21 protein-coding genes are annotated in these 20,604 nt (G+C 42.0%); 12 read left to right on the top strand and 9 right to left on the bottom strand.

All coding sequences use genetic code 11. From position 1 onward, the window contains the following. The first annotated feature begins 511 nt into the window (after positions 1–511). From LEP1GSC050_RS12535 to LEP1GSC050_RS12525, 3 genes are all read left to right on the top strand, one after another. Positions 512–886: a cupin domain-containing protein gene (locus tag LEP1GSC050_RS12535; RefSeq protein WP_010571555.1), complete on the top strand. Its 375-nt coding sequence runs from the start codon at positions 512–514 to the stop codon at positions 884–886. 90 nt (positions 887–976) lie between these two features. Continuing rightward, entirely contained in the window at positions 977–2,590 is a 1,614-nt protein-coding gene (locus tag LEP1GSC050_RS12530; protein WP_020987346.1) for a long-chain fatty acid--CoA ligase, read from the top strand. Between the two features lie 8 nt (positions 2,591–2,598). Beyond that, on the top strand, positions 2,599–3,816 hold the full coding sequence (locus tag LEP1GSC050_RS12525; RefSeq protein ID WP_084695322.1) for a multidrug effflux MFS transporter: 1,218 nt from the start codon (positions 2,599–2,601) through the stop codon (positions 3,814–3,816). Positions 3,817–4,155: 339 nt separating this feature from the next. Here LEP1GSC050_RS12525 and lpxD read toward each other — a convergent pair whose 3' ends face one another. Further along, the gene (lpxD, locus tag LEP1GSC050_RS12520; RefSeq protein ID WP_010571552.1) at positions 4,156–5,208 is read right to left on the bottom strand and encodes a UDP-3-O-(3-hydroxymyristoyl)glucosamine N-acyltransferase; all 1,053 of its coding nucleotides are present in this window, start codon (positions 5,206–5,208) and stop codon (positions 4,156–4,158) included. A gap of 262 nt (positions 5,209–5,470) precedes the next feature. Between lpxD and LEP1GSC050_RS12515 the strand changes: the two genes are divergently transcribed. Both LEP1GSC050_RS12515 and LEP1GSC050_RS12510 read left to right on the top strand, forming a co-directional pair. Beyond that, positions 5,471–6,403, top strand: coding sequence for a ferredoxin reductase domain-containing protein (locus LEP1GSC050_RS12515; protein WP_010571551.1), 933 nt, complete (start codon positions 5,471–5,473; stop codon positions 6,401–6,403). Between the two features lie 119 nt (positions 6,404–6,522). Continuing rightward, positions 6,523–6,735 (top strand): transcriptional coactivator p15/PC4 family protein, encoded by a 213-nt coding sequence (locus tag LEP1GSC050_RS12510; RefSeq protein ID WP_010571550.1) that lies wholly within the window; start codon positions 6,523–6,525, stop codon positions 6,733–6,735. On the opposite strand, the gene LEP1GSC050_RS12505 is transcribed toward LEP1GSC050_RS12510, so the two are convergent. Continuing rightward, positions 6,732–8,339, bottom strand: coding sequence for an anti-sigma factor antagonist (locus tag LEP1GSC050_RS12505; protein ID WP_010571549.1), 1,608 nt, complete (start codon positions 8,337–8,339; stop codon positions 6,732–6,734). The two genes, LEP1GSC050_RS12510 and LEP1GSC050_RS12505, sit on opposite strands and share 4 nt — an antisense overlap. 72 nt (positions 8,340–8,411) lie before the next feature. Between LEP1GSC050_RS12505 and LEP1GSC050_RS12500 the strand changes: the two genes are divergently transcribed. From LEP1GSC050_RS12500 to recR, 4 genes are all read left to right on the top strand, one after another. Further along, on the top strand, positions 8,412–8,870 hold the full coding sequence (locus LEP1GSC050_RS12500) for a nucleoside deaminase (protein WP_010571548.1): 459 nt from the start codon (positions 8,412–8,414) through the stop codon (positions 8,868–8,870). 61 nt (positions 8,871–8,931) lie between these two features. Continuing rightward, complete coding sequence (gene dnaX, locus LEP1GSC050_RS12495; RefSeq protein ID WP_010571547.1) at positions 8,932–10,404, top strand: DNA polymerase III subunit gamma/tau; 1,473 nt, start codon at positions 8,932–8,934, stop codon at positions 10,402–10,404. 11 nt (positions 10,405–10,415) lie between these two features. Further along, positions 10,416–10,763: a YbaB/EbfC family nucleoid-associated protein gene (locus tag LEP1GSC050_RS12490; protein ID WP_010416597.1), complete on the top strand. Its 348-nt coding sequence runs from the start codon at positions 10,416–10,418 to the stop codon at positions 10,761–10,763. Next, entirely contained in the window at positions 10,744–11,349 is a 606-nt protein-coding gene (recR, locus tag LEP1GSC050_RS12485) for a recombination mediator RecR (protein WP_198012836.1), read from the top strand. Before LEP1GSC050_RS12490 ends, recR begins: the two co-directional genes overlap by 20 nt. Before the next feature lie 8 nt (positions 11,350–11,357). Here recR and LEP1GSC050_RS12480 read toward each other — a convergent pair whose 3' ends face one another. From LEP1GSC050_RS12480 to LEP1GSC050_RS12460, 5 genes are all read right to left on the bottom strand, one after another. Further along, positions 11,358–12,929, bottom strand: coding sequence for a hypothetical protein (locus tag LEP1GSC050_RS12480; protein WP_010571545.1), 1,572 nt, complete (start codon positions 12,927–12,929; stop codon positions 11,358–11,360). Positions 12,930–12,932: 3 nt separating this feature from the next. Then, positions 12,933–13,787, bottom strand: coding sequence for a substrate-binding periplasmic protein (locus LEP1GSC050_RS12475; protein ID WP_051184873.1), 855 nt, complete (start codon positions 13,785–13,787; stop codon positions 12,933–12,935). 74 nt (positions 13,788–13,861) lie between these two features. Beyond that, positions 13,862–15,232 (bottom strand): OmpA family protein, encoded by a 1,371-nt coding sequence (locus LEP1GSC050_RS12470; RefSeq protein ID WP_010571543.1) that lies wholly within the window; start codon positions 15,230–15,232, stop codon positions 13,862–13,864. A gap of 56 nt (positions 15,233–15,288) precedes the next feature. Next, entirely contained in the window at positions 15,289–16,542 is a 1,254-nt protein-coding gene (serS, locus tag LEP1GSC050_RS12465; RefSeq protein ID WP_010571542.1) for a serine--tRNA ligase, read from the bottom strand. After that, a complete protein-coding gene (locus LEP1GSC050_RS12460; protein ID WP_010571541.1) occupies positions 16,535–17,341 on the bottom strand; it encodes a TatD family hydrolase in 807 nt (268 codons plus the stop codon). The genes serS and LEP1GSC050_RS12460 overlap by 8 nt, the downstream gene beginning before the upstream one ends. A gap of 119 nt (positions 17,342–17,460) precedes the next feature. Here LEP1GSC050_RS12460 and LEP1GSC050_RS12455 point away from each other — a divergent pair, with 119 nt between their 5' ends. Genes LEP1GSC050_RS12455 through LEP1GSC050_RS12445 form a run of 3 tightly spaced genes read left to right on the top strand, consistent with a single transcriptional unit; the run spans position 17,461 to position 19,303 of the window. Continuing rightward, positions 17,461–18,456 (top strand): M23 family metallopeptidase, encoded by a 996-nt coding sequence (locus LEP1GSC050_RS12455; protein ID WP_010571540.1) that lies wholly within the window; start codon positions 17,461–17,463, stop codon positions 18,454–18,456. Beyond that, positions 18,456–18,803, top strand: coding sequence for a bactofilin family protein (locus LEP1GSC050_RS12450; RefSeq protein WP_010571539.1), 348 nt, complete (start codon positions 18,456–18,458; stop codon positions 18,801–18,803). Before LEP1GSC050_RS12455 ends, LEP1GSC050_RS12450 begins: the two co-directional genes overlap by 1 nt. Continuing rightward, positions 18,800–19,303: a YaaR family protein gene (locus LEP1GSC050_RS12445; RefSeq protein ID WP_010571538.1), complete on the top strand. Its 504-nt coding sequence runs from the start codon at positions 18,800–18,802 to the stop codon at positions 19,301–19,303. The genes LEP1GSC050_RS12450 and LEP1GSC050_RS12445 overlap by 4 nt, the downstream gene beginning before the upstream one ends. Positions 19,304–19,310: 7 nt before the next feature. On the opposite strand, the gene LEP1GSC050_RS12440 is transcribed toward LEP1GSC050_RS12445, so the two are convergent. Both LEP1GSC050_RS12440 and LEP1GSC050_RS12435 read right to left on the bottom strand, forming a co-directional pair. Further along, on the bottom strand, positions 19,311–19,724 hold the full coding sequence (locus tag LEP1GSC050_RS12440) for an acyl-CoA thioesterase (RefSeq protein ID WP_010571537.1): 414 nt from the start codon (positions 19,722–19,724) through the stop codon (positions 19,311–19,313). A 2-nt stretch (positions 19,725–19,726) separates the two neighbouring features. Further along, positions 19,727–20,602, bottom strand: coding sequence for a ParB/RepB/Spo0J family partition protein (locus LEP1GSC050_RS12435; RefSeq protein WP_010571536.1), 876 nt, complete (start codon positions 20,600–20,602; stop codon positions 19,727–19,729). Positions 20,603–20,604: the final 2 nt, after the last annotated feature.

Genomic DNA, 20,604 nt, shown 5'->3' with positions numbered 1-20,604 from the left:
AGTGGCTGCGACCGAGCCACACGACGTGGCGAGGCAAGTTCGAGACGCCGTGGAGCCCAGTCGACCAGGATGGGAGACTGCGAAACGGCGAGTCCCTTCTTCGGCATATTCAAGAAGTAAAATCAAATTATAGGACTCGAAGCGAGAACTTGGGAGCAACACAGCGACCATAAGGAGCGTAGTGGCTGCGACCGAGCCACACGACGTGGCGAGGCAAGTTCGAGACGCCGTGGAGCCCAGTCGACCAGGATGGGAGACTGCGAAACGGCGAGTCCCTTCTTCGGTATTTTAAGCATAATAAACGAATTAATTCACACCTTTGGAACACTCGACTCGAAGAGGACCATTCCGCAAAATTAAAATCACGTCTTTTCAGCTGCAAAAATTTTATAAGTCGAAACATAAAATAATAGACCAACTAGTCTATATCTAAATTACTGGTGATAGACCATATGGTCTACATTTTAAATTTCATGAGAATCCCGTAGCAAAACATGTAGGAGTAAAAGCGATGGAAAACCAAGTTTATTCTGGCAGCTCAATCGTATTTATGGAAGCGATGGATTTATCGGATGTAATCTCGTATCCGATCGTAGATGTGATCGAAGGAAATCCCGATGCAAAGATTAAAGTCTTACGCACAAAGGGTGCGCGTACAGGTCTCATGCACGTTTCGGTAATTTCGGCGCAACCGTCTAAGTTTCATTATAAATTTAAGTATGACGAGGCCTTTCAGTTAATTTACGGGCATTTAGCTATATTGCTGGATAGCGGCGAACAAATAGAAATGAAACCCGGGGACATCTTGACTGTTCCTGCGGGTCACGACTCTATTTTTGAAATTTATGAACCTAGTTTAAAATTCGTCGTGGTTACCTGCAGCTAAGAGATTTTTAGAATTCTCCTTGACTCGATCCTTTTTCGAGGGGAAAAATACCTCCGCTTTTCCATAACCAAAGCTAAAGCGGAGTTTTTTATGCGATCTACCATGATGGACTATCCTTTAGTCCTACCTTCGATTCTACGTCGTGCCAAAGATGTTCATCCATATAAGGAAATCGTTACAAAATGGCACGATAATTCCGTTCAACGTTATACTTACGGGGAATTTTATAAGCGAACCATTCGGTTAATGAACGCTCTACGAAATGCCGGAGTAAAACCGGGCGAAGCGATCGCTACATTTTGTCTGAATCACTCCTCTCACTTGGAATTATATTTCGCCATTCCATGTACTCGCGCAATTCTTCACACTATCAACGTTCGATTGTTTCCGGAGCAGTTGGTTTATATCATTAATGAGGCGAAAGATAAATTTATTTTTGTAGATAAATCTTTGACTCCTATTCTGGAAAGACGTCTAGGAGAAATCGAAAAGGTGGAAAAGTTCATTATTATCGACGACAAAGAAAATGTTGAATCGGCAAAACTACCGAACGCTATTTCTTATGATGAGTTTTTAGCCGGCGGCGATGAAATAGAACGATTCGAGCCGATCGACGAATTAGAAGCCGCGGGAATTTGCTATACTTCCGGCACGACCGGAAATCCAAAGGGTGTAGTCTATTCGCATCGATCCACTTATCTTCATTCAATGGCGGTTTGCATGGGGGATGGACTCGGTCTTAAAGAAAGCGAGGCCGTTCTTCCCGTCGTTCCTATGTTTCACGTAAATTCGTGGGGAATACCGTTCGCTTCGGTGATGACTGGATGCAAGCTGGTTTTCCCCGGCAAACATCTGCTTGGAGCGGCCTTAGCAGAATTGCTCGAATCCGAGGAAATAACAATCACTGCTGGAGTTCCTACGGTTTGGAATGTTTTATACCAACACTTAAAGAAAACAAAATATAATTTGAAAATCCACACTATGGTAGTCGGAGGCTCCGCGGCCCCACGCGGCTTGATCGAAGGATTTGAAAAAGATTTCGGAATAGCAATCCTACACGCATGGGGAATGACCGAAACTTCTCCGATCGGAACCGTATCCCACCTTCGCAGCTTTATGAAAGATTGGGACGATGAGAAACGTTATGCGTACCGTGCAAAACAAGGAGTACCCGTCACCGGTGTCGAGATACGAGCAGTCGACGATGATGGAAACGAAGTTCCAAAAGACGGAAAGACTCCGGGTGAACTGCTCGTACGCGGTCCCTGGATTACCGGCTCTTATCGGGAAGGTGTTTCGAAAGAATCTTTTACTCCTGACGGATGGTTTCGAACCGGTGACGTAGTGGTCCTCGATCAACTAGGATACATGCAAATTACGGATCGTAAGAAAGATTTAATTAAAACGCGAGGAGAATGGATTTCTAGTGTTGATATGGAAAATCTTGTTATGGCCGATCCGGACGTTTTGGAAGCGGCAGTCATCGGAAGAAAAGATCCAGTCCGAGAAGAAGCCCCGGTTATTTTCGTCGTTGCCTTAGAAGGAAAACAAGTCGATGCTAAGCGAATACATGATCGCTTAAAAGAAAGTTTCGCACACTGGCAACTTCCGAAGTTGGAAGATATTCGAACAGTCTCAACTATTCCAAAAACAAGTGTCGGAAAGTTCGACAAGAAAAACCTGAGAAAGTTGATAGAAGAATAGACTGAAAAATGCACGTATCACATCATAGATACGTGCCAAAATCCGACCGCGTTCTCATACTTTTACTTGGTGCCTTGACTGCAATAGGTCCATTCTCAATTGATATGTACTTACCTGGACTCCAGTCAATTTCCAGGGATTTCGATACCCCAATTTCGAATGTTCAACTTACCTTAACTAGTTTCTTTTTTGGAATTTCATTCGGACAATTAGTTTACGGCCCACTCATCGATAAATTCGGAAGACGAACTCCTATGATGGCTGGTTTAATTATTTACACAGTGAGTTCAATTGGATGTTCTCTTTCTGTTTCCGTCTGGAGCTTGGTTTTCTTCCGATTTCTTCAATCTTTAGGCGCATGTGCAGGTATGGTAGTACCTAGGGCAGTTGTTCGAGATGTATTTTCTCCTCATGAAGGTGCAAAGGTATTCTCTCAAATCATCTTAGTCATGGGTATTGCTCCGATTGTCGCTCCAACTGTAGGAGGACTTCTCTTAACCTACACTAACTGGCGGGCCATTTTCGTCGTCCTAACACTCATCAGCATAATCGTTTCGATCGGAGCCTGGCTATATTTACCTGAAACCGGTAAAAAGGATTCGTCCGTCTCTTTAAAGCCCGGCGGAGTATTAAAAGAATATTATGAAGTTCTATGTGTCCCCCGCTTCAACGCTTACGTGATCGCATCCGGCTTGTCGGCGGCGGTGATGTTTGCTTACATTGCAGGGTCTCCGTTCGTATTCATGGGAATATTCGGATTAAGTGAATCCGAATACGGATGGTTTTTCGGTTCGAACGCGGCAGGATTGATTCTCGCAAGTCAACTTAATCGTTTGCTCTTACGGAAATTCGAAGCAGAATCGATCGTAAACGCAATTTCTATCTTCTATGTTCCTATTGGAATTCTGCTAGTTCTTAGTGCAACCTACCATTGGGGAATGATCTCTATGATCGGCCTTATCTTCCTATTAGTAAGCGGATTCGGATTTATCGTACCAAATGCCTCCGCTTTAGCTATGGCTCCATTTACCAGAAATGCAGGTTCAGCCTCGGCGTTGATGGGAGCTATGCAAATGGTTTCTGCCGTTGTCGCAACGGCTAGTGTGAGTCTACTTCACGACGGAACCGCATTACCCATGACTTTGGTAATGTCAGGTGCTGGAATTCTATCCTTACTATCTCTTGTTATTCTCCGACCAAAATCACGACTTAGCATCGAAGAATGAGAGGATTAAAATTCGAACTTAATTTCTGTAATTACGTCTTTCAGCCAGAGATACGACTTTTTCCAATTTTTGCTCTAGAAGTCGACTAGCATATCTATCCAACAACTTCCCTATTTTTTTGTTATCGGGAAGGTCCGGCCTTGACGGTGTAGATTCCGGCATTGGAGCCTGGATCTCGTCGATTGGGCGGATGTTCACGGTGGCCTCCGTGTGGAAATAGGATAAAGGGAAGAGTCGTTCTTCTATAATGAATTGTCAAGCACTCGAAAAGATTTAGGCGGAACGGCGCATAGCTAACTTATAACGAATCTATGGCCGTTTTTACGAAATAATGTTCGATTATTCGGTAATCTCTATACCTAGTTTTTGTTCGATTGCTTTGATTCTGCGAGCCCATTTTTGGAAATTTACGACATTCCGAATATTGACGCGTAGTTTTTGGAATTCAGGAAAAGTTAGACCGTAATCCCAACCAACATAAATATCCGGCTTGGGTGGTGTATTTCGTACCGAAGTACCGCCGCCGATTATCGTTCCGCTCGGAATGCGAATATGATCGGCTAATCCACACCCACCTCCGATGGTAACATTATCTTCGACAATAGTAGAACCTGCAACGCCCGTCCAGCCTGCAATCACTACGTTCTTACCGAAGACGCAATTATGACCGATGTGAACTAAATTATCAAACTTGCATCCGTCTCCGATAATCGTATCTTCCAACCCGCCTCTGTCAATTGCGGAGTTGGATCCGAGTTCCACGTCGTCTCCAATGCGAACGGTCCCGACCTGCGGAATCTTATTATGTTTGCCGTCGGCAAACACGAATCTAAAGCCGTCTCCGCCTATCGTACTATTTCCGTGTGAACGAAATCTTTTTCCGATGATTACACCATGGTAAATAACGCTATTCGGTCCGACGTGCGAACCTTCTCCGATTCTGACATTTCGCCCGATTCTTGCACCGTCTTCAAGAATCGTATTATCACCGATTTCAGTCTGTTCGCCAACGGAAACTTGGTGACCGATATAGCAGTTCTTCCCGATCTTTGCAGACGGATGAACAAATGCAGTCGATTCGATTTTAGATCCGTATGAGTGGGGGGGATAAACCAGATCTAAAACTTGTGCTAAAACTAGATCCGGCTTAGAAACGACTAAACAAGGAACTTCTAACTCTCTGGAAAATTCTTCGGTAGTGAGTACGGCGCTGGATAAAGTTTTTTTGGCATCCGAAAGTATTTTCTTATTTGCTAAAAAACTAATGCTTGAAGGAGATCCTGGGGAAATCGGAGAAACCGAATCCACTACGATTTTGGTTGGTTCTTTACAATTCGCAATTTTTGATCCGGATATCTTTACGGAAAGTTCTTCCAAAGTATATCGAGCCATGAAATTCCTCTTTTACCTATATAATCTGAAACACCAACGTATATTACTTGGGAATTGCTTACTATCCGAAAATTAGGCGTAAAAAGGCGCAAGCGATAGCGATTGCGTTCAAATATCTTACAGATTTGTTCAACCTAAATCGGACATAATTTGACGAATTGCTTTGGAGTAAGGCAGGAAGTTAAATATCCCGTTTGACGAATTGACGTTCGAAAAAAATCTGTATTCAGTCTTAAATTGAAATCAGGAACCTGCGCCGCGTATGAAGCCCGTTAGAGAACCGCAAATCAACATTTTCAAAAAATCCAATCCCTATAAAGCCCGAGTTATAAGCAACATTCGTCTGACACCGGAACCTGGAAAGGGAAAACGTCCGAAAAAAGAAGGTGAATCGCAGATTCATCGTATCATCATTGCGGTCGATCATAACCAGTATCCCTATGTAATCGGACAATCTGCGGGAATTATTCCACCCGGAGAAGATCCGGAAAAGAAGGCGAAAGGACTTGCTGACGCAGCTTATACTGTACGTTTATATTCGATCGCTTCGCCTAGTTATTCCTTCGGGTTAAAAGAAGATAACATAGAATTTATCATTAAGCGAGATAATGTCTATGATGCTGAAGGTAATTTACAATTCTCGGGTGTCTGTTCGAACTACGTCTGTGATTTGAAAGAAGGTGATGAAGTCATCATGACCGGCCCTTCCGGCAAGAAATTTCTACTTCCGACTTCCGATTTTTCGGGTGATATCATGTTCCTTGCAACAGGCACCGGCCTAGCGCCTTTCATCGGAATGTCAGAAGAATTACTAGAACATAAATTGATTCAGTTCTCGGGAAACATTACTCTTGTTTATGGAGCTCCTTACTCCGACGAATTAGTCATGCTGGATTACCTTAAAAACCTCGAAGCAAAATACAAACACTTCAAGCTAGTAACTGCGATTTCCAGGGAAGAGAATAATCCGTTTGATGGTGGAAGGATGTATATAACTCACAGAGTTCGTCAGCTTGAGACGGAAGTGAAGAAGATATTGTCCGGTGGTGGTCGGTTTTATATTTGCGGTGGCCCGAAAGGAATGGAAAAGGGTGTAATCGAAGAAATTCAAAAAATCGCCGGTGACGGATCCACCTACGAAGATTATAAACATCATTTAGAGCATTCGCACCAACTCTTTGTGGAAACTTACTGATTCAAACTCTTAAGTTAACGGTATTCAAAAGGGCTCGGTAAAGAGCCCTTTTTTATGGAAAACTACTGGAAATCCAAAACAGGATCCTGTACTTTCGGAGCGATCTGGGAGATTTTAAAATGAGTGTAATTAGGGATATAGATAAAGGCAAAGGAGAAATCATACGCGTGGAAATCTCCGAGTTCAAAGGTAATAAGTACTTAAATCTTCGCGTTTGGTACACCGATAGCGAAGGGGAATACAAACCGACTCAGAAAGGGATAGCAATTCCGGTAGGTTTGTACGGAGAGGTGAAGGATGCAATTCTTGCCGCCGAATCTCTTTTAAATTAGACCCTTTTTTCTTGAATCCAAGTTTGGAGTAAATTAAACGCATCCTCCTCTGTTTCCACGGATCGGATATGAGATTCTAATCTCGTAATAGAAAAGACTTTTTTAACCGAGTCCCTCAAATTACAGACGATAAGTTCACCCCCACGCTTACGAAGCCAACCGGCTATTTGAATCAACATACCGATAGCGGAAGAATCGATGTACGAAGACCTAGCTAAATTGAAGACGACGTAACGGAAGCCGTCTTTCATTTTTTCCTGAATGGCGCTCTTAATATCCGGGCATTTGTAAAGATCTATGTCCTCGGTAGTTCTGTAAGAGAAAATTTCATCATGATATTCCACGCCATCATCTATCGGAAAATCGAGAGCGCCTCCTGATTTTAATTCGGAGGCGGAAGCCACTAAATGCTTAGAGGCAGTCGGAGAGTTTTCCAAAATTCTCACTTTCAATGCGGTAATTCTAAATCCTAGACTCTGTAAAACATCAGGCGCTAACTCCTCTTTTTCATTAATATCTTTTAGTAAATCATTTAACAGAGTCACTGCTTCTTCTGAATAGCCTTCCTTAAGTAAAACCCCGGCTTTCTTAAGACCTTTTCCAGAGCGCGCTATCAAGGTCTCTACGATTACGTCGGCGTCTTCCTTAACTTGGTCCGGTTGCCAATTTAATTCTAGCTCTTTCTGCTTTTGCTCCAATTTCATCCCGTCCGATAAGTCGTAGTAACTTGCATCGATACTTATCGACTCCGGTTGGCCTTTACCGCTCGGTCTAAAATGGACTACGATGCTCTTCACATCATCGGCTCGCATATCGCCAACTTCTAAAACAAGAGTTTTGGACCTACCGGATTCCTCCGGATCCGGTTCCGTATAATAAGCGACCTCGGATACTACATCAAGAAAATCTAATCCTTTGGGAAAATGAACTTTTGCTTCGATCGATTGCGCATATAAGGAACCGATATCTCCGAACTCGCGGAAGAAAATATCTCCGGTTTCTTCCGGAGTTTCGATGAAATAAAAATTTCCACCACCGGCTTCCGCGATTTCCTTTAGCAGGATTTCATTGAAATCGTTACCGAAACCGATTACCGTCGTCGTGATTCCTTTTTTATACGCGTTAGCGGCGATATCGATGAGCTGGAGCGGGTCCTTTATGCCAAGCGTTGGATTCCCGTCCGTCAAAAGGATGGCTCTTTTATACACCTCAGTTTCGGGAAATAATTCGAGGGACCGCAAAACATGAAGCCATCCACCGCTTAAATTCGTCGATGTGCCAACTTGAATCGTACCGAGTCGATGAATTACCGAATTTTTTTCCGCAAGAGGGACGATCGGTTGAATGACTTGAATATCTTCCGCATAGGCGACTGCCGTTAAATAGTCACGTCGCGTAAGCCAATTTACTAGGGAGGAAGAGGCCTGGATTACGGCTTCTAATTTTTCCCCTTTCATGGACCAACTCCTGTCCAGTGCTAAACCTAAAACTAAAGGGCGTCTCTGTAGGTTCGTTCCTCCGGGAGGCGAATTTAATCTTATAAGTAAGGAATTCGGCTTAGAAGAAGAACCGGCCGGTCGAAGAAGCTTGGCCGAAAGAATCATGCGCTAAAAAAAACCATTTACCTCTGAGCTTAGCAAGTAGAATTTCATTGGTACGGGAAACAAAGATAGTAAATGGATCTGAACGAAATTTTGCCATATCTACCGGAATTTCTGGAACGTTTTCACGATTTACGTCCTGAAAATAGAGACGAAATTCCTAGTTTCACAAGAATCTATAAAAACAGTGTATTTCTTTGCGAAGCGTCGAATTTGGTGGAAGTCTCTCAAGATTCTTCCCGACATAGCGAAATTATCGCCATCGCTAAAGCGAAAGAATTATTAAGAGACCGATATTTAACCGATTGTTTACTGATTACCACTCTCGAACCCTGTTTAATGTGTGCCGGTACGATCCTATTATCTCGGATACCGAAGGTCGCCTATCTCTTGCCGGCAAAGCAAGGAGAAGGTATTTCCTCTTTGAGTTTCGAAACGATTTACAGCAGAAATTTTTTTCCTGATCTTTTACTGATTCGAACGGAGGAAACTAGAATTTCCTTTCAAGAATTCTTCCACGACAAACGAAATTAGTTCCGTCTTTTCCGCTTTTCCTCCTTTATCTGTCCAAAGTATTTGGTAAAATGGTCCACCTATGGCCGGAAATCACGAAGTCCTTTCAAGAAAGTATCGCCCCCAACGATTTCAGGATGTAATTCATCAGAATCTAGCGATCGGGGCCTTACAAAATGCGGTAAAATCAGGCAAGATAGGGCACGCTTATATATTTTTCGGGCCGCGCGGCGTAGGAAAGACGACCATTGCGAGAATCTTCGCAAAGAGGCTTAATTGCAAAAACCCGGTCGATAACGAACCTTGTAACGAGTGCAGTTCCTGCATCGAGATCACTAAGGGAATTTCCGGCGACGTTTTAGAAATAGATGCAGCTAGTAATCGAGGAATAGAAAATATCCGGGAGTTACGGGACAACGTAAAATTTACCCCGATGGGTGGTAAATACAAAGTCTATATCATCGATGAGGTCCATATGCTCACGGACCAGTCCTTCAATGCTCTTCTCAAAACCTTAGAAGAACCTCCGCCACATGTCGTTTTCGTTTTAGCAACTACGGAATATCAAAAAATTCCTGAGACGATATTATCAAGATGCCAAGATTTCGTTTTTAAAAAAGTTCCTCTTTCGGTTCTACAGGATTATGCCGAGAATCTTTGCCGAGAGGAAAAAACGCAGTATGATACTGAAGGTCTGTTCTGGGTCGCAAAGAAAGGGGATGGATCCGTAAGGGATATGCTTTCCTTTATGGAGCAAGCCCTAGTATTTACCGATAACAAGATTATCGGCACCGAAATTCGGAAGATGATCGGCTATCATGGAATCGACTTTCTATCCAATTTCGTAAAAAGTTTAGTGGCGCCGGAAAGTCATTCAAAAGCATTAGAAATTATTGAAACTCTTTACCAAGAAGGACAGGATATCTACAAATTCCTATGGGATACCATAGAATTCAGTCATACTCTTTGTCTTTTAAAGGAATCGGTGGCAGATTCCGAATCCGTAAATTACCCTCGTGAGGACCTCATCGCGATGCGCAAGGAATTCGAAACGACCGACCCCATAGTTTTAAATCATCTATCTTTCCGTCTTTTCGATCTATTTGAAAGAATCAAAACTATCAAACTTAGAAATTCGTTTGAAATAAAAATCTTCACAGAAATTCAAATAAAGAAACTCGTCGAAGACTTAAATAGACCTTCGCTGTCCGGCCTAGTAGATAGGATTAACCATTTGATCCTAATGATCCAAGAGCAGGACGAAGCGAAATCCTCCTTTGCAGGATTTTCTAAAACGAACGCAAAAGATGATCTCCCTCGGGATTCTCAAACTGTAATCGCTAAATCTGTGGAGAAAACCGCAGAGTCAATCCAGTCTAAGAAGAAAGAAGATACTGCACCGGCAAAATCCGGAACCCCAAACTCTGCGCTTTCTTCCTTAGAAGAAATGGCAAAAGACGTCGTTTCGGAAGATGCGGAGTGGGAGACGTCGTTTAAGAACGAGTTCCTAGGAACTGATGTCGATCCCGCAAAAGTTCCAAAGCTGGACGGATAAGGAGAAGCCGGATGTTTGATAATATTAAGAATGCCTCCGAGATGTTTTCCCGCATGGGGGAAATGAAAGAGCGGGTCGAAGAAATTAAGAAAAGAATTTCTAATATTCGTGTGATCGGGGACGCCGGGGCGGGAATGGTGCAGGTTACAAGCACTGGAGAGGGAATAATCACGGACGTTAAAATTAATAAGACTTTATTCGATTCGGATGATAATAAGATGCTAGAAGATCTAATTTTGTCCGCAACAAACGAGGCTCTTAAAAAAGCGAAGGAAGCTACCGAATACGAATTCAAGTCAGTTACCGGGGGATTCGATTTTTCCCAAATTTCAAAGCTATTTGGCGGCAACATTGGCTGAACATTTGATCGAAGGTATGGTAAGCGCACTTTCCTCTCTCCCAGGGATCGGAAAAAAGAGCGCATATCGAATCAGTTTTCATCTACTCCGACAAGATCCGGCGGCATTTCATGGATTTATTCAAAGTCTTGTAGATACTAAAGATCGAATTCGTTTTTGTTCACGATGCGGCGCCTACTCCGAAGCTGAAACCTGTGAACTTTGTGCATCGCCTAAGAGGGACGGACATACTATTTGCGTAGTTGAGCAACCTGAAGATGTTTTCTTTATCGAGAATACCGGTGAATTTAAGGGAAGATACCATGTATTAAATGGCGTAATTTCTCCCTTGGAAGGAATCGGTCCTCAGGATCTAAGAATTAAAGAATTAGTGATTAGGATCGAACCCGAAGAAATTAAGGAAGTTCTAGTCGCCACTAATCCTACATTAGAAGGGGATGCGACGGCGGACTATTTACATCGACAATTACATAATTTGAATGTACTAGTGACTCGAATCGCATACGGTATAACGGTAGGTGGTTCGATCGAATTAGCCGACCAATACACGCTAGGACGCGCAATCCGTTCAAGATTAAAATTATGATCGTTTTCTTAAAATCGATGTTCTGCCGTCACAAAAAGTTCCCGCAAGAATGTCCCACCCGTCGTATCCATATACGCTTTAAAGCCGTTTCCTGAAATAAAATAGCCCGAACGTAAGAGGATCTGCATATCTCTAAACGCATTCCACCTCAGATTGAGATTGTACTCCTGCCCGAAATAAGCCGACGTCTGATAAAAATTATCGGAATTATAAAATCTATTATTATCCATTAGCGGAGACTTAGTTCCATACAATCTATAATATCCCAAAGTAAGGACTATCGGACCCGCAACAACTATATCGGAAAATAATCCATATTCGTATAAACCGCTAACGTTTCCTCCGGGGAATAGCGCATACCCTCCGGTAAAGTCGATTGCGATATTCGAAACCGAATATCCGGGAAAGAGGGTTTGATAACCGGAACCGTGTAAATTGGATCGAGTTCCATCTTTCTCGTAACCTGGCCGTCCCGTAGATCCTAATGCTATAAAATTAAGCGTAAGCGATTCATTATATCGATAGGAGACTTGCGTATCGAAGAAAGCGCCCTTTATCGCATAACGATCATATTTTCTATACACTTCGTTTCCGCTAGGATCTCGATATGGATTTAAAGAATGAAGTGTTCCGTGATTGTAAATTCCATGAACGACAAGGGTAAAGTCGGAAAAATTAAACTCATTAAACAGGCCGTGCCAAAATAATTGCCCGGATTGACTTTGGCGGGAAACAAGTCCATAGACTCCGGTTGTGTCTTGAATATCCCGCAACGTATCGTCCATATAATAACTATATAATTCATGTCTAGCGTTATTAAAAAAACTGGTTTTGACTTTATAAAAATAAATATTATTTCCCTGATAGTTTTTATCCGCAAAACTATTCTTATCCAAATCCGTAAGATTATTCTGCTTTGCGATTAACCATCCTCCTTCCAATGTCATATTCCAATTGCGAATATCCTTCGTCATTGTAACTCCAGTTCCGGGGATATAAATAACTCGGCCCTGTGCGGACGTAAAAAGTTGTAAACCGACTCTCGTCGTAAAACTTTTTTCCGGTAGTTTGAAATTCAAATAAAGAAAGTTGGTTTGAATGTTTACGGCAGTACTATATGTTGCTTCTCCACCTTGTCCTGGGCCAATATTCGAACTCTGTCCAACTCCTTTTCCTCCGAAAATCATATCACCAATTTGAACACCTGCCAATGCTTCGAAATACTTCGAAGTCGCAAAATTCATATTCAAAGTCATACGTGTATCATAATATGTTATATCTTCTTTCGAAGGAGAGAGAGTAGTCGGTAAGCCGTGTGTCCGCGCATAAATCTCATTTTGAATTTGACTATTCGCATTCTGCTGATATTGATTTTGAAAGGATTGTTTATCAAATGGAGTCACCGGCGTTTGACGGGAAGAATATATGTCTCTCCCTAAATTAAATCCACGAACCCTATAGTTACCTTGCAGATCGATTTTGGTCTTTTCTTCAATTTCTTGTGCAGAAAGTGAATTTATAAAAAGCAAGACTCCAAAAGATAAAAGCCCGATTCTTAGTAACTGACTGACATCTTTCACCGATTATTTTACCCAATCTTTGGAGAGAAAATATTTCGATCGGATTCCTTCCATTACACCCGTTCTCTTTAACTCTTTAATGAAGAAATTAAAGTTATCTACGAAAACAAGATCGTTTAACGGCATAGCCGCACTTATATAGTCATCCATCACAGGATTAATTAAAGGCAAATAACTTGCGCGTAAACTAGGTTGCTTTTGAAGTAAAGCGAGGATATATAAACTGTCAGCAACGTAACAAGTAACGTCGTTCTTAATAAGTGCGTCGATAGCTATCGAGTCGGAAAGATAACTGTAAATTTTATTTTTTCCGAATTTTCTCAAAAGGAAGTTATGATTTGTAGTATTTGAACGAACTGAAAAAGAGACCCCGTTCAAAACGGATAGATCATCTAGTGACTTGAACGACCTAGTCGTTACGATACTTCCTTCAGGTTCCGGAGGAAGTGATTTCTTAAAAATAAGACCGGCAGGAGTTGCTAACAAATAAGGATCCGAAAAACTGACAGTCTTCCCGCGGCTTAAGTCCGTGGACATCCCCGCTAATGCGATATCAATCGAGCCCGCGGCTATCTCGTCTGAAAATTGTCTAAAAGTTTTAAGCGGCTTTAATTTAAGTGCCACTCCTAAATACTCTGCGTAAAGTTTCGCTAATTCAACATCGAAGCCTGGAAACCCTTCAAGCGGATCTTGAATGTAAAACGGTTCATAAACTCGATTCACACCCACGACAATTTCCTTTTTTGCCAAGATTTGATCCAATCTGCTAACAGGTATTTTTTGGGCAAAAATACCGTCGGAAATAAATAAAATGAGAGCTGGGAGGAGAGCTCGCAAGGTACTGCTCGGTCTCGTCATGATACCTAGGTTATCGGCAACTCCAGGACTTGAAAGAAATTTTTGCTTAGCTGTTTCATAAGATATAATTCGATTTATTCAAGAAGTTGAAATTCAGTGCGACGGTTTTTCCGATCCGTTTCGGGATTTTTGTCCTGAAAAATAGGTTCGGTACTTCCTTTACCCTCCGTCTCGATCCTGTCGGGTGATATCCCCTTATGAATTAAATAACTTCTAACTGACTCCGCTCTCCGGCGACTTAATACCATATTATCTTGGGTTTCTCCGTGGAGATCGGTATGACCGGTAATCTTTAATTTTGATTTGCCGTTCGTAGAAAGAAATTCAACCAAATGATCTAACGAGGGTTTAGAATCGTTTTCCAATTCAAAAGATCCGCTTTGAAAATGAATGGCTTCTATCGAAATTTTTTTGCCGGTTTTCAAATCATCCCAGCTTGGAGTGGCTTCGATTTCGTAAATATCATAATTGGATGACTCTTCCCTTCTGCAAAAGTAGGCGTTCTTACCGTCAGGAGCCTCGACGTAAAACGCCTCGTCACCTTTCGAATTTATCATCGGCCCTAAATTAATCGGTTCGGTATAACTCCCATCGGGATTTCGAGTCGATTTATATATGTCCATACCTCCAAAGCCGCCCGGTCTATTCGAAGAAAAGTAAAGTGTGTTTCCGTCTCTTCCTATAGTGGTCGCTATCTCCGCATAATCCGTATTGATAGGAGAGGGCAATCGATAGGCTTTATTCCAAGTTTTATCGCTATATTCAGAAACGAAAATATCCGATTCACCGACGACCCCGAATGGATAACGAGTAAAATATAAACGGTTCTCATACAGATAGGGATTCTCTTCGATCGCGGAGGTATTGACCGTTGTTGGAAGAGAAGTAGGACGTAACCACTTACCTTCACCTTTCTTGGAAAAATATATGTCTCTCGATACTCCGATCTTCCCGTTCGGCAAGATGAATTCGATACTACCGTCACGATTAGAAGAAAATAAAATCCCTTCCTCTTTATTCAAAACAAAAGGGCTTTGATCGTCGAACTGCGAATTCAATTCAGATAACTCTAATCCGGCCGACCAGAGATTCCCGTTTCGAACGGACTTATATATGTCGGTATAATTTGAATTGTTGCGCTTAGAATAATAGTACAACGTATTACCGTCATCCGAAAGGCTTATTCCGAATTCGTTTAATGAAGTGTTAATTCCTCCTTTCAATTTTTCGGGTTTCCGTTCCTTATTCTCTTGCGAATTCAAATTGCTGAGAGCGGAAACAATGATGCATATCAAAAGTACGCGAGATAACTTGCCTAACCGGGCCGAGAGTCTTGACAAGACTAATTTAGATAGAGAGGCGAATGAACCAAAATCCTTATGGATCAATGAATTCGAAACAAAAAGGATGCTAGCAGAATAAACCGTCCGAATACGGGAGTACATACCCATATTCGTACTATCTGACTTTTTTTAAAAAACCTAAGTGCTTTTCTTAAAAATTAGAAATATTGCTTCAAGGATTCGGGAAATTCTATCGTTCCGTCTTCTTTTTGGTACGTTTCCAAAATTGCCGCCATCGTTCGTCCGATTGCAAGTCCGGAACCGTTTAGCGTATGGACCAGTTGGTTCTTCCCGTCTTTGGCTTTATAACGAATTTTACCGCGACGAGCTTGAAAATCCTTAAAATTCGAAACCGAGGAAATCTCCATCCATCGGTTTAATCCAGGCATCCAAACTTCCAGATCGTAGGTTTTCGATGAAGCGGCAGAAATATCACCGCTACAGAGCAACATTACCCGGTAGCGCAGACCTAGCTTTTTAAGTATATTTTCCGCGTGAGAAAGCATCGATTTATGTTCCTTCTCGGAATCTTCGGGTCTTGAGAATTTCACCAATTCGACCTTCTGAAATTGATGAACGCGTACTAGACCCCTCGTATCTTTACCATAGGATCCTGCTTCCCGCCTAAAGCAAGAAGTATGGGCCGTTACGGAGATAGGTAATTGATCTTCAGTTAAGATTTCATCTCTATAAAGATTCGTTAATGGAACTTCGGCAGTGGGAATTAAATTCAATTCGTCCCGTTCCATTCTATAATATTCATCTTTAAATTTGGGATACTGCCCGGTTGTTACCATACATTCATCAGTTACCATCACTGGAACCCAAACTTCGGTGTATCCGTGTTCTTTAGTATGGGTTTCCAGCATAAAATTGGCCAAAGCTCTTTCTAACTTGGCCCCGAAACCGAAATAAGTGTAAGCCCTTCCGCCGCCTAGTTTGACTCCTTTCTCAAAATCAATCCATTTAAGATTTTCTCCGAGTTCATAGTGCGGCTTCGGAAGAAATGAAAAATTCCGCACTTCTCCGACTTCATATAAAACCTTATTATCTTGCTCGTTTTTGCCGGCGGGAACTTGCGAATCTAATATATTAGGAAGACCTAAATTAATTTCGCTCAAGAGATTCTCTTGGATTTCGAGGTCAGTCTCGATCTCCTTAATTTTATCTCCTATTTCCTTTACGGCGGCAGAAGCGGCAGCAATATCCCCTCCAGATTGTTTAATCTTTCCGATCTCTTTGCTGGCCTTATTCCTCTCCTCACGAAGAGATTCCGTTTCCTTTTGAAGCTCTTTTTTTTTATGAATGATTCTAGCTAATTCATCTAGTATTCCGATATCTTTAAACCCGCGTAGTTCCAGATTAGCTTTTAAAGCTTCGGTATTTTCGGTAATAAATTTAAGATCAAGCATGATAGAAGGGTTTCCTTTCGATAAATTTTTCGGAATTGGAGTACAGCATCTTTTCTACTTCTATATTCGATTCCTTTCTCAATGAAAACATTTTCTCCAGAACAAATTTCGTAAACGCAGGTTCGTTTCGTTTTCCGCGAAATGGAGGCGGAGCTAAAAAAGGTGCATCGGTTTCTATAAGTAAAGCTTCCAAGGGAAGTTTTTCCGCCGCTTCCTGAATATCCTTTGCGTTCTTAAAAGCTAGGATTCCGGAAAATGAGATGTAATATCCCAAATCAACCAATCGCTTGGCAATGGAATAATCGTAAGTAAAACAGTGAATAACACCAAAAGCCTTATCTCTATGCTCTTTTAAAATAGCTATCGTATCCTCTCCCGCGTCTCTAGAATGAATAACGACAGGGAGTCGATATCTATGAGAAGCGTCTAAGAAAGAATGAAGCACTTCGATTTGTTCATTTTTAGAAGATGCATCATGATAATAATCCAGACCTATCTCGCCTATCGCGGAAAGGCGAGAGTCGTCCACATTCTCGTTAATATAGGAGAGAATTTCCTCTTTCTTCGAAAATTCATGGGTCTCAGTCGGATGGCATCCGATTGAATAGAAAATATCAATATCCGAATCCGAATATTCTTCAGATAGACCTTTCGCTCTAATAGAGCTCTCAAGGTCGATTCCGATTTGGACGATTTTCTTAATGCCGGATTCTTTTGCATTACGAAGGCTTTGGTCGATTGTCTGGCCTTGTTCTAGAACAATATCCAGATGACAGTGGGTATCTATGATGGAATACATGCTTTGGACGGCTTTTAAGGAACAGTTTTCGCGATTTGGATTGACTGAAAAGAGAATTTTTAAGATTCCTTACTGCATACGCCAATCGGTGCAAAACCGTTAGATTTGGGACATAAATAGTGAATCTGAAATCATACTTCGCTCTCATATACTATCGGCTACGCTACAAATACCAGGACCTAAAACTTAAGTTAGATCTAAAAGTAGCGAACTGGAACAAGAAGGGTAGAGAGCGTTTGACCGTGATGGTCATTCCGCATTCGGAACAAAAAACGATTAATTTCCATATCTCGTATCGTGCGATCACTATCTTCGTAGGAACGATTCTTGTCCTTTTATTGATCAGTTCGGTTAACGTACTAAGTCATTCGGGTTCCATTCATCAACTTACCGAACTTAATCTTTCAAACCAAGACTTCATCCGTCAGTCCGCAAAAATGAAAGAAGAGATAAACAGTCTTCATGAACATGTAGACTACTATCACACACATGTCGGTGCGCTTTACGGACGCCTAACGGGTGACTCTTCAAAAGTCGCAAAAGGAATCGGCGGAGCGGAAAAATTAACATCTAACGGTTCTTCGAAGGACGGAAGCCAGCTGCCACCCGGAGCGGAAGTATTTCGTTTAAAAGAAGACGTTCATAACCTGAAAGTAGCAAACGAACTTACTCAAGAAATCATTAGTATCTTGAAAAAGAGAAAAAGCGTCATTCGGCAAACGCCTTCTATTTGGCCGGTCCGAGGTTATGTGCTCTATCCTTATGGAGAATATCTGAACCCGATTACTGCTCGGAGAGAGATGAATAACGGAATTGATATAGGAGCCTTTCCCGGTTCTGAAGTAGTTGCGACCGCTCCGGGAACAATCTATGAAATCGGTTACACTAGGCATACCGGGTACTTCGTAAAGGTGGCCCACAAATTCGGATGGAAAACAATCTATTCAAATTTAGATAGAATCAAGATCAAGCAGAACCAACAAGTATCTAAAGCCGAAGTTATAGGGTTCGTGGGTAAGTCCGAAAACAGCCCGCAATATAGCCTTCATTATGAAATACACGTCGGGACTAGAGCAATCAATCCCTTCGCATTCCTAAACCAAATCCAAGACTGATGGCGCAAACCGAAGAGCATTTAGCGGTAAATAGCATTATCGGAGAAGGAGCCGAGTTCAACGGTGACTTCAAACTTTCGGGTTTATTACGTATAGACGGGATTTTTCGCGGGACGATTAAAACGGACGGAAAAGTACTCATCGGCAAGAGTGGAATCGTCGATACGGATATCAGAGCTCGGATTGTTGTCGCCGGCGGTGAGATCCATGGGAATATCTTCGCCACCGAACGAGTGACTCTTCTCGCAAGTTGCCGAATGAAAGGCGATATCATTACTCCGAAAGTCGTAATGGAAGAGGGAGTGCAATTCGAGGGTAACTGTAAAATAAACCCGATTGCACGTTGAAAGTAAACTCGCAAGATCCACGCAGAAATCAAAGACGCAAAGGTGACTACTACGGCCTTTCCTTTTCTTCTAGTCTATATAGTCCGGTTCCTTCCGCAGTACCGGACGCGGCAATCCCCGATTCAAAGGCCCAATTTTTTGAACTTGTTGAACACTTATTACCGTATAGCCAGGAAAAAACACGGGATCTAAACTCGTTACTACGCGATTTACCGGATGCGGAAAGAAATTTTTTAAAATCGCCTACTTATGAAAATTTGAATGTCTACAAACGGATTGTCCAGGCAATTCTCAGAGAGGTGATGGATCGCAACACTTCGGTAGAAACGCTTAGAAGTAGAGCTAGAGGCGGTTCTGAAAAAATTTACCAATTAATAAATACGGTAGATGATAAAGTTCAAACGTTAGCAGATTTTATAATTCATCCGGATAATTCTACTTTCGATTTGATGAAGCGTATGGAAGATATCCGCGGACTTCTCGTGGATCTAATGAATTAAAGCGGGATCACTTTCTTAGATTTTTAAAAACTTCCGGCAGTTTGGCCGGGGTCCGTGACTCCAAATGCAGGAAGGCCCAAGTGAGCTCCCCAGTACAAATTAAGGTTTCATCTTCCTTTTTCCTAACTTCCAAATTCCATTGGATGCTAGCTGGCTTAATCGTTCCCGGTTTGATAAAGATATTCAATTCCTCGTCAAATCTTGCCGGAGATTTATACTCGATCAATGACCGAGTAACTACAAAATCTAAACCATTCTTGATTAATTCTTCTTTATAGTCGTATTTCAGATACCTCATGTATTCGTTTAGAGAAGTATCAAAATAGGTCAAATAATGGGCGTTGAATACGACTGCTTGCGCATCGATTTCGGAATATCTTACTCGAAGAGTATGAAAAAAATCTCCCGGACTAGAAGACATTACTAAAGCCCTAGGGCGTCTAAAATTTTCTGTAAAGCATCTAAACTCGGATAAGCGATACTTAACTTTCCCTTTCCGGAAGACGAACTATGGGAAATGTCCACTTTCATAGAATATTTCTTTCGAAACTTATTCTCCAATTCTACGATATCCACTTCCTTCTTTTTAACTTTCTTTTTGTCTTTTACCGGAGTTTCTTCGGTCAAATTTGAAACGATTTCTTCGACTTGTCTGACCGTCAGTCCTTTCTCCGCAATTTGATAGGCCAATTGCTCTGTTTTCTTACGATCTGCGATCGCCAGTAATGGGCGCGCATGACCTTCAGAAATTCTTCCATTCTTAACCAAGTCCATGACTGAATCGGGAAGTTGGAGGAGACGAATTAAGTTTGAAACGGTGGCTCTATTCTTTCCGACTCTAGTAGCAACGTCGCTGATTTTCAAGCCTAGCTTGTCGCAGAGAGTCTTGTAAGCCAAAGCCTCTTCGATGGGATTGAGATTTTCCCGTTGGATATTCTCGATCAAAGCCATTTCAAGAGCTTGGTTCTCACTGGCTTTTTTTACGATTGCGGGAATTTTCATGAAGCCGGCTAATTTACATGCGCGGTATCGCCTTTCCCCCGAAATGATCTCGTATCCTACACCTGTCTCCTTGACTACAATTGGCTGGATGACTCCATGAGCTTTGATCGTTTCGGAGAGTTCACGAAGCGAATCTTCCGAAAAAGTTCTTCTTGGTTGGTCCGGGTTCGGCCTAATCTCGGAAAGTTTAATTTCTCGAAGTGCACCTTCCCCACCGGCCTCTTTTAATGCCTTCTCTTCTGAAACAGGGATGAGGTTACCTAAACCCCGCCCTAAGGCTTTGGGCTTTGCGCTCATTC

The sequence above is a fragment of the Leptospira broomii serovar Hurstbridge str. 5399 genome (genome assembly GCF_000243715.2).
GTDB lineage: Bacteria > Spirochaetota > Leptospiria > Leptospirales > Leptospiraceae > Leptospira_B > Leptospira_B broomii.
The sequence above is the reverse complement of the archived record's forward strand: the minus strand, read 5'-3'. Positions and strand labels throughout refer to the sequence as shown.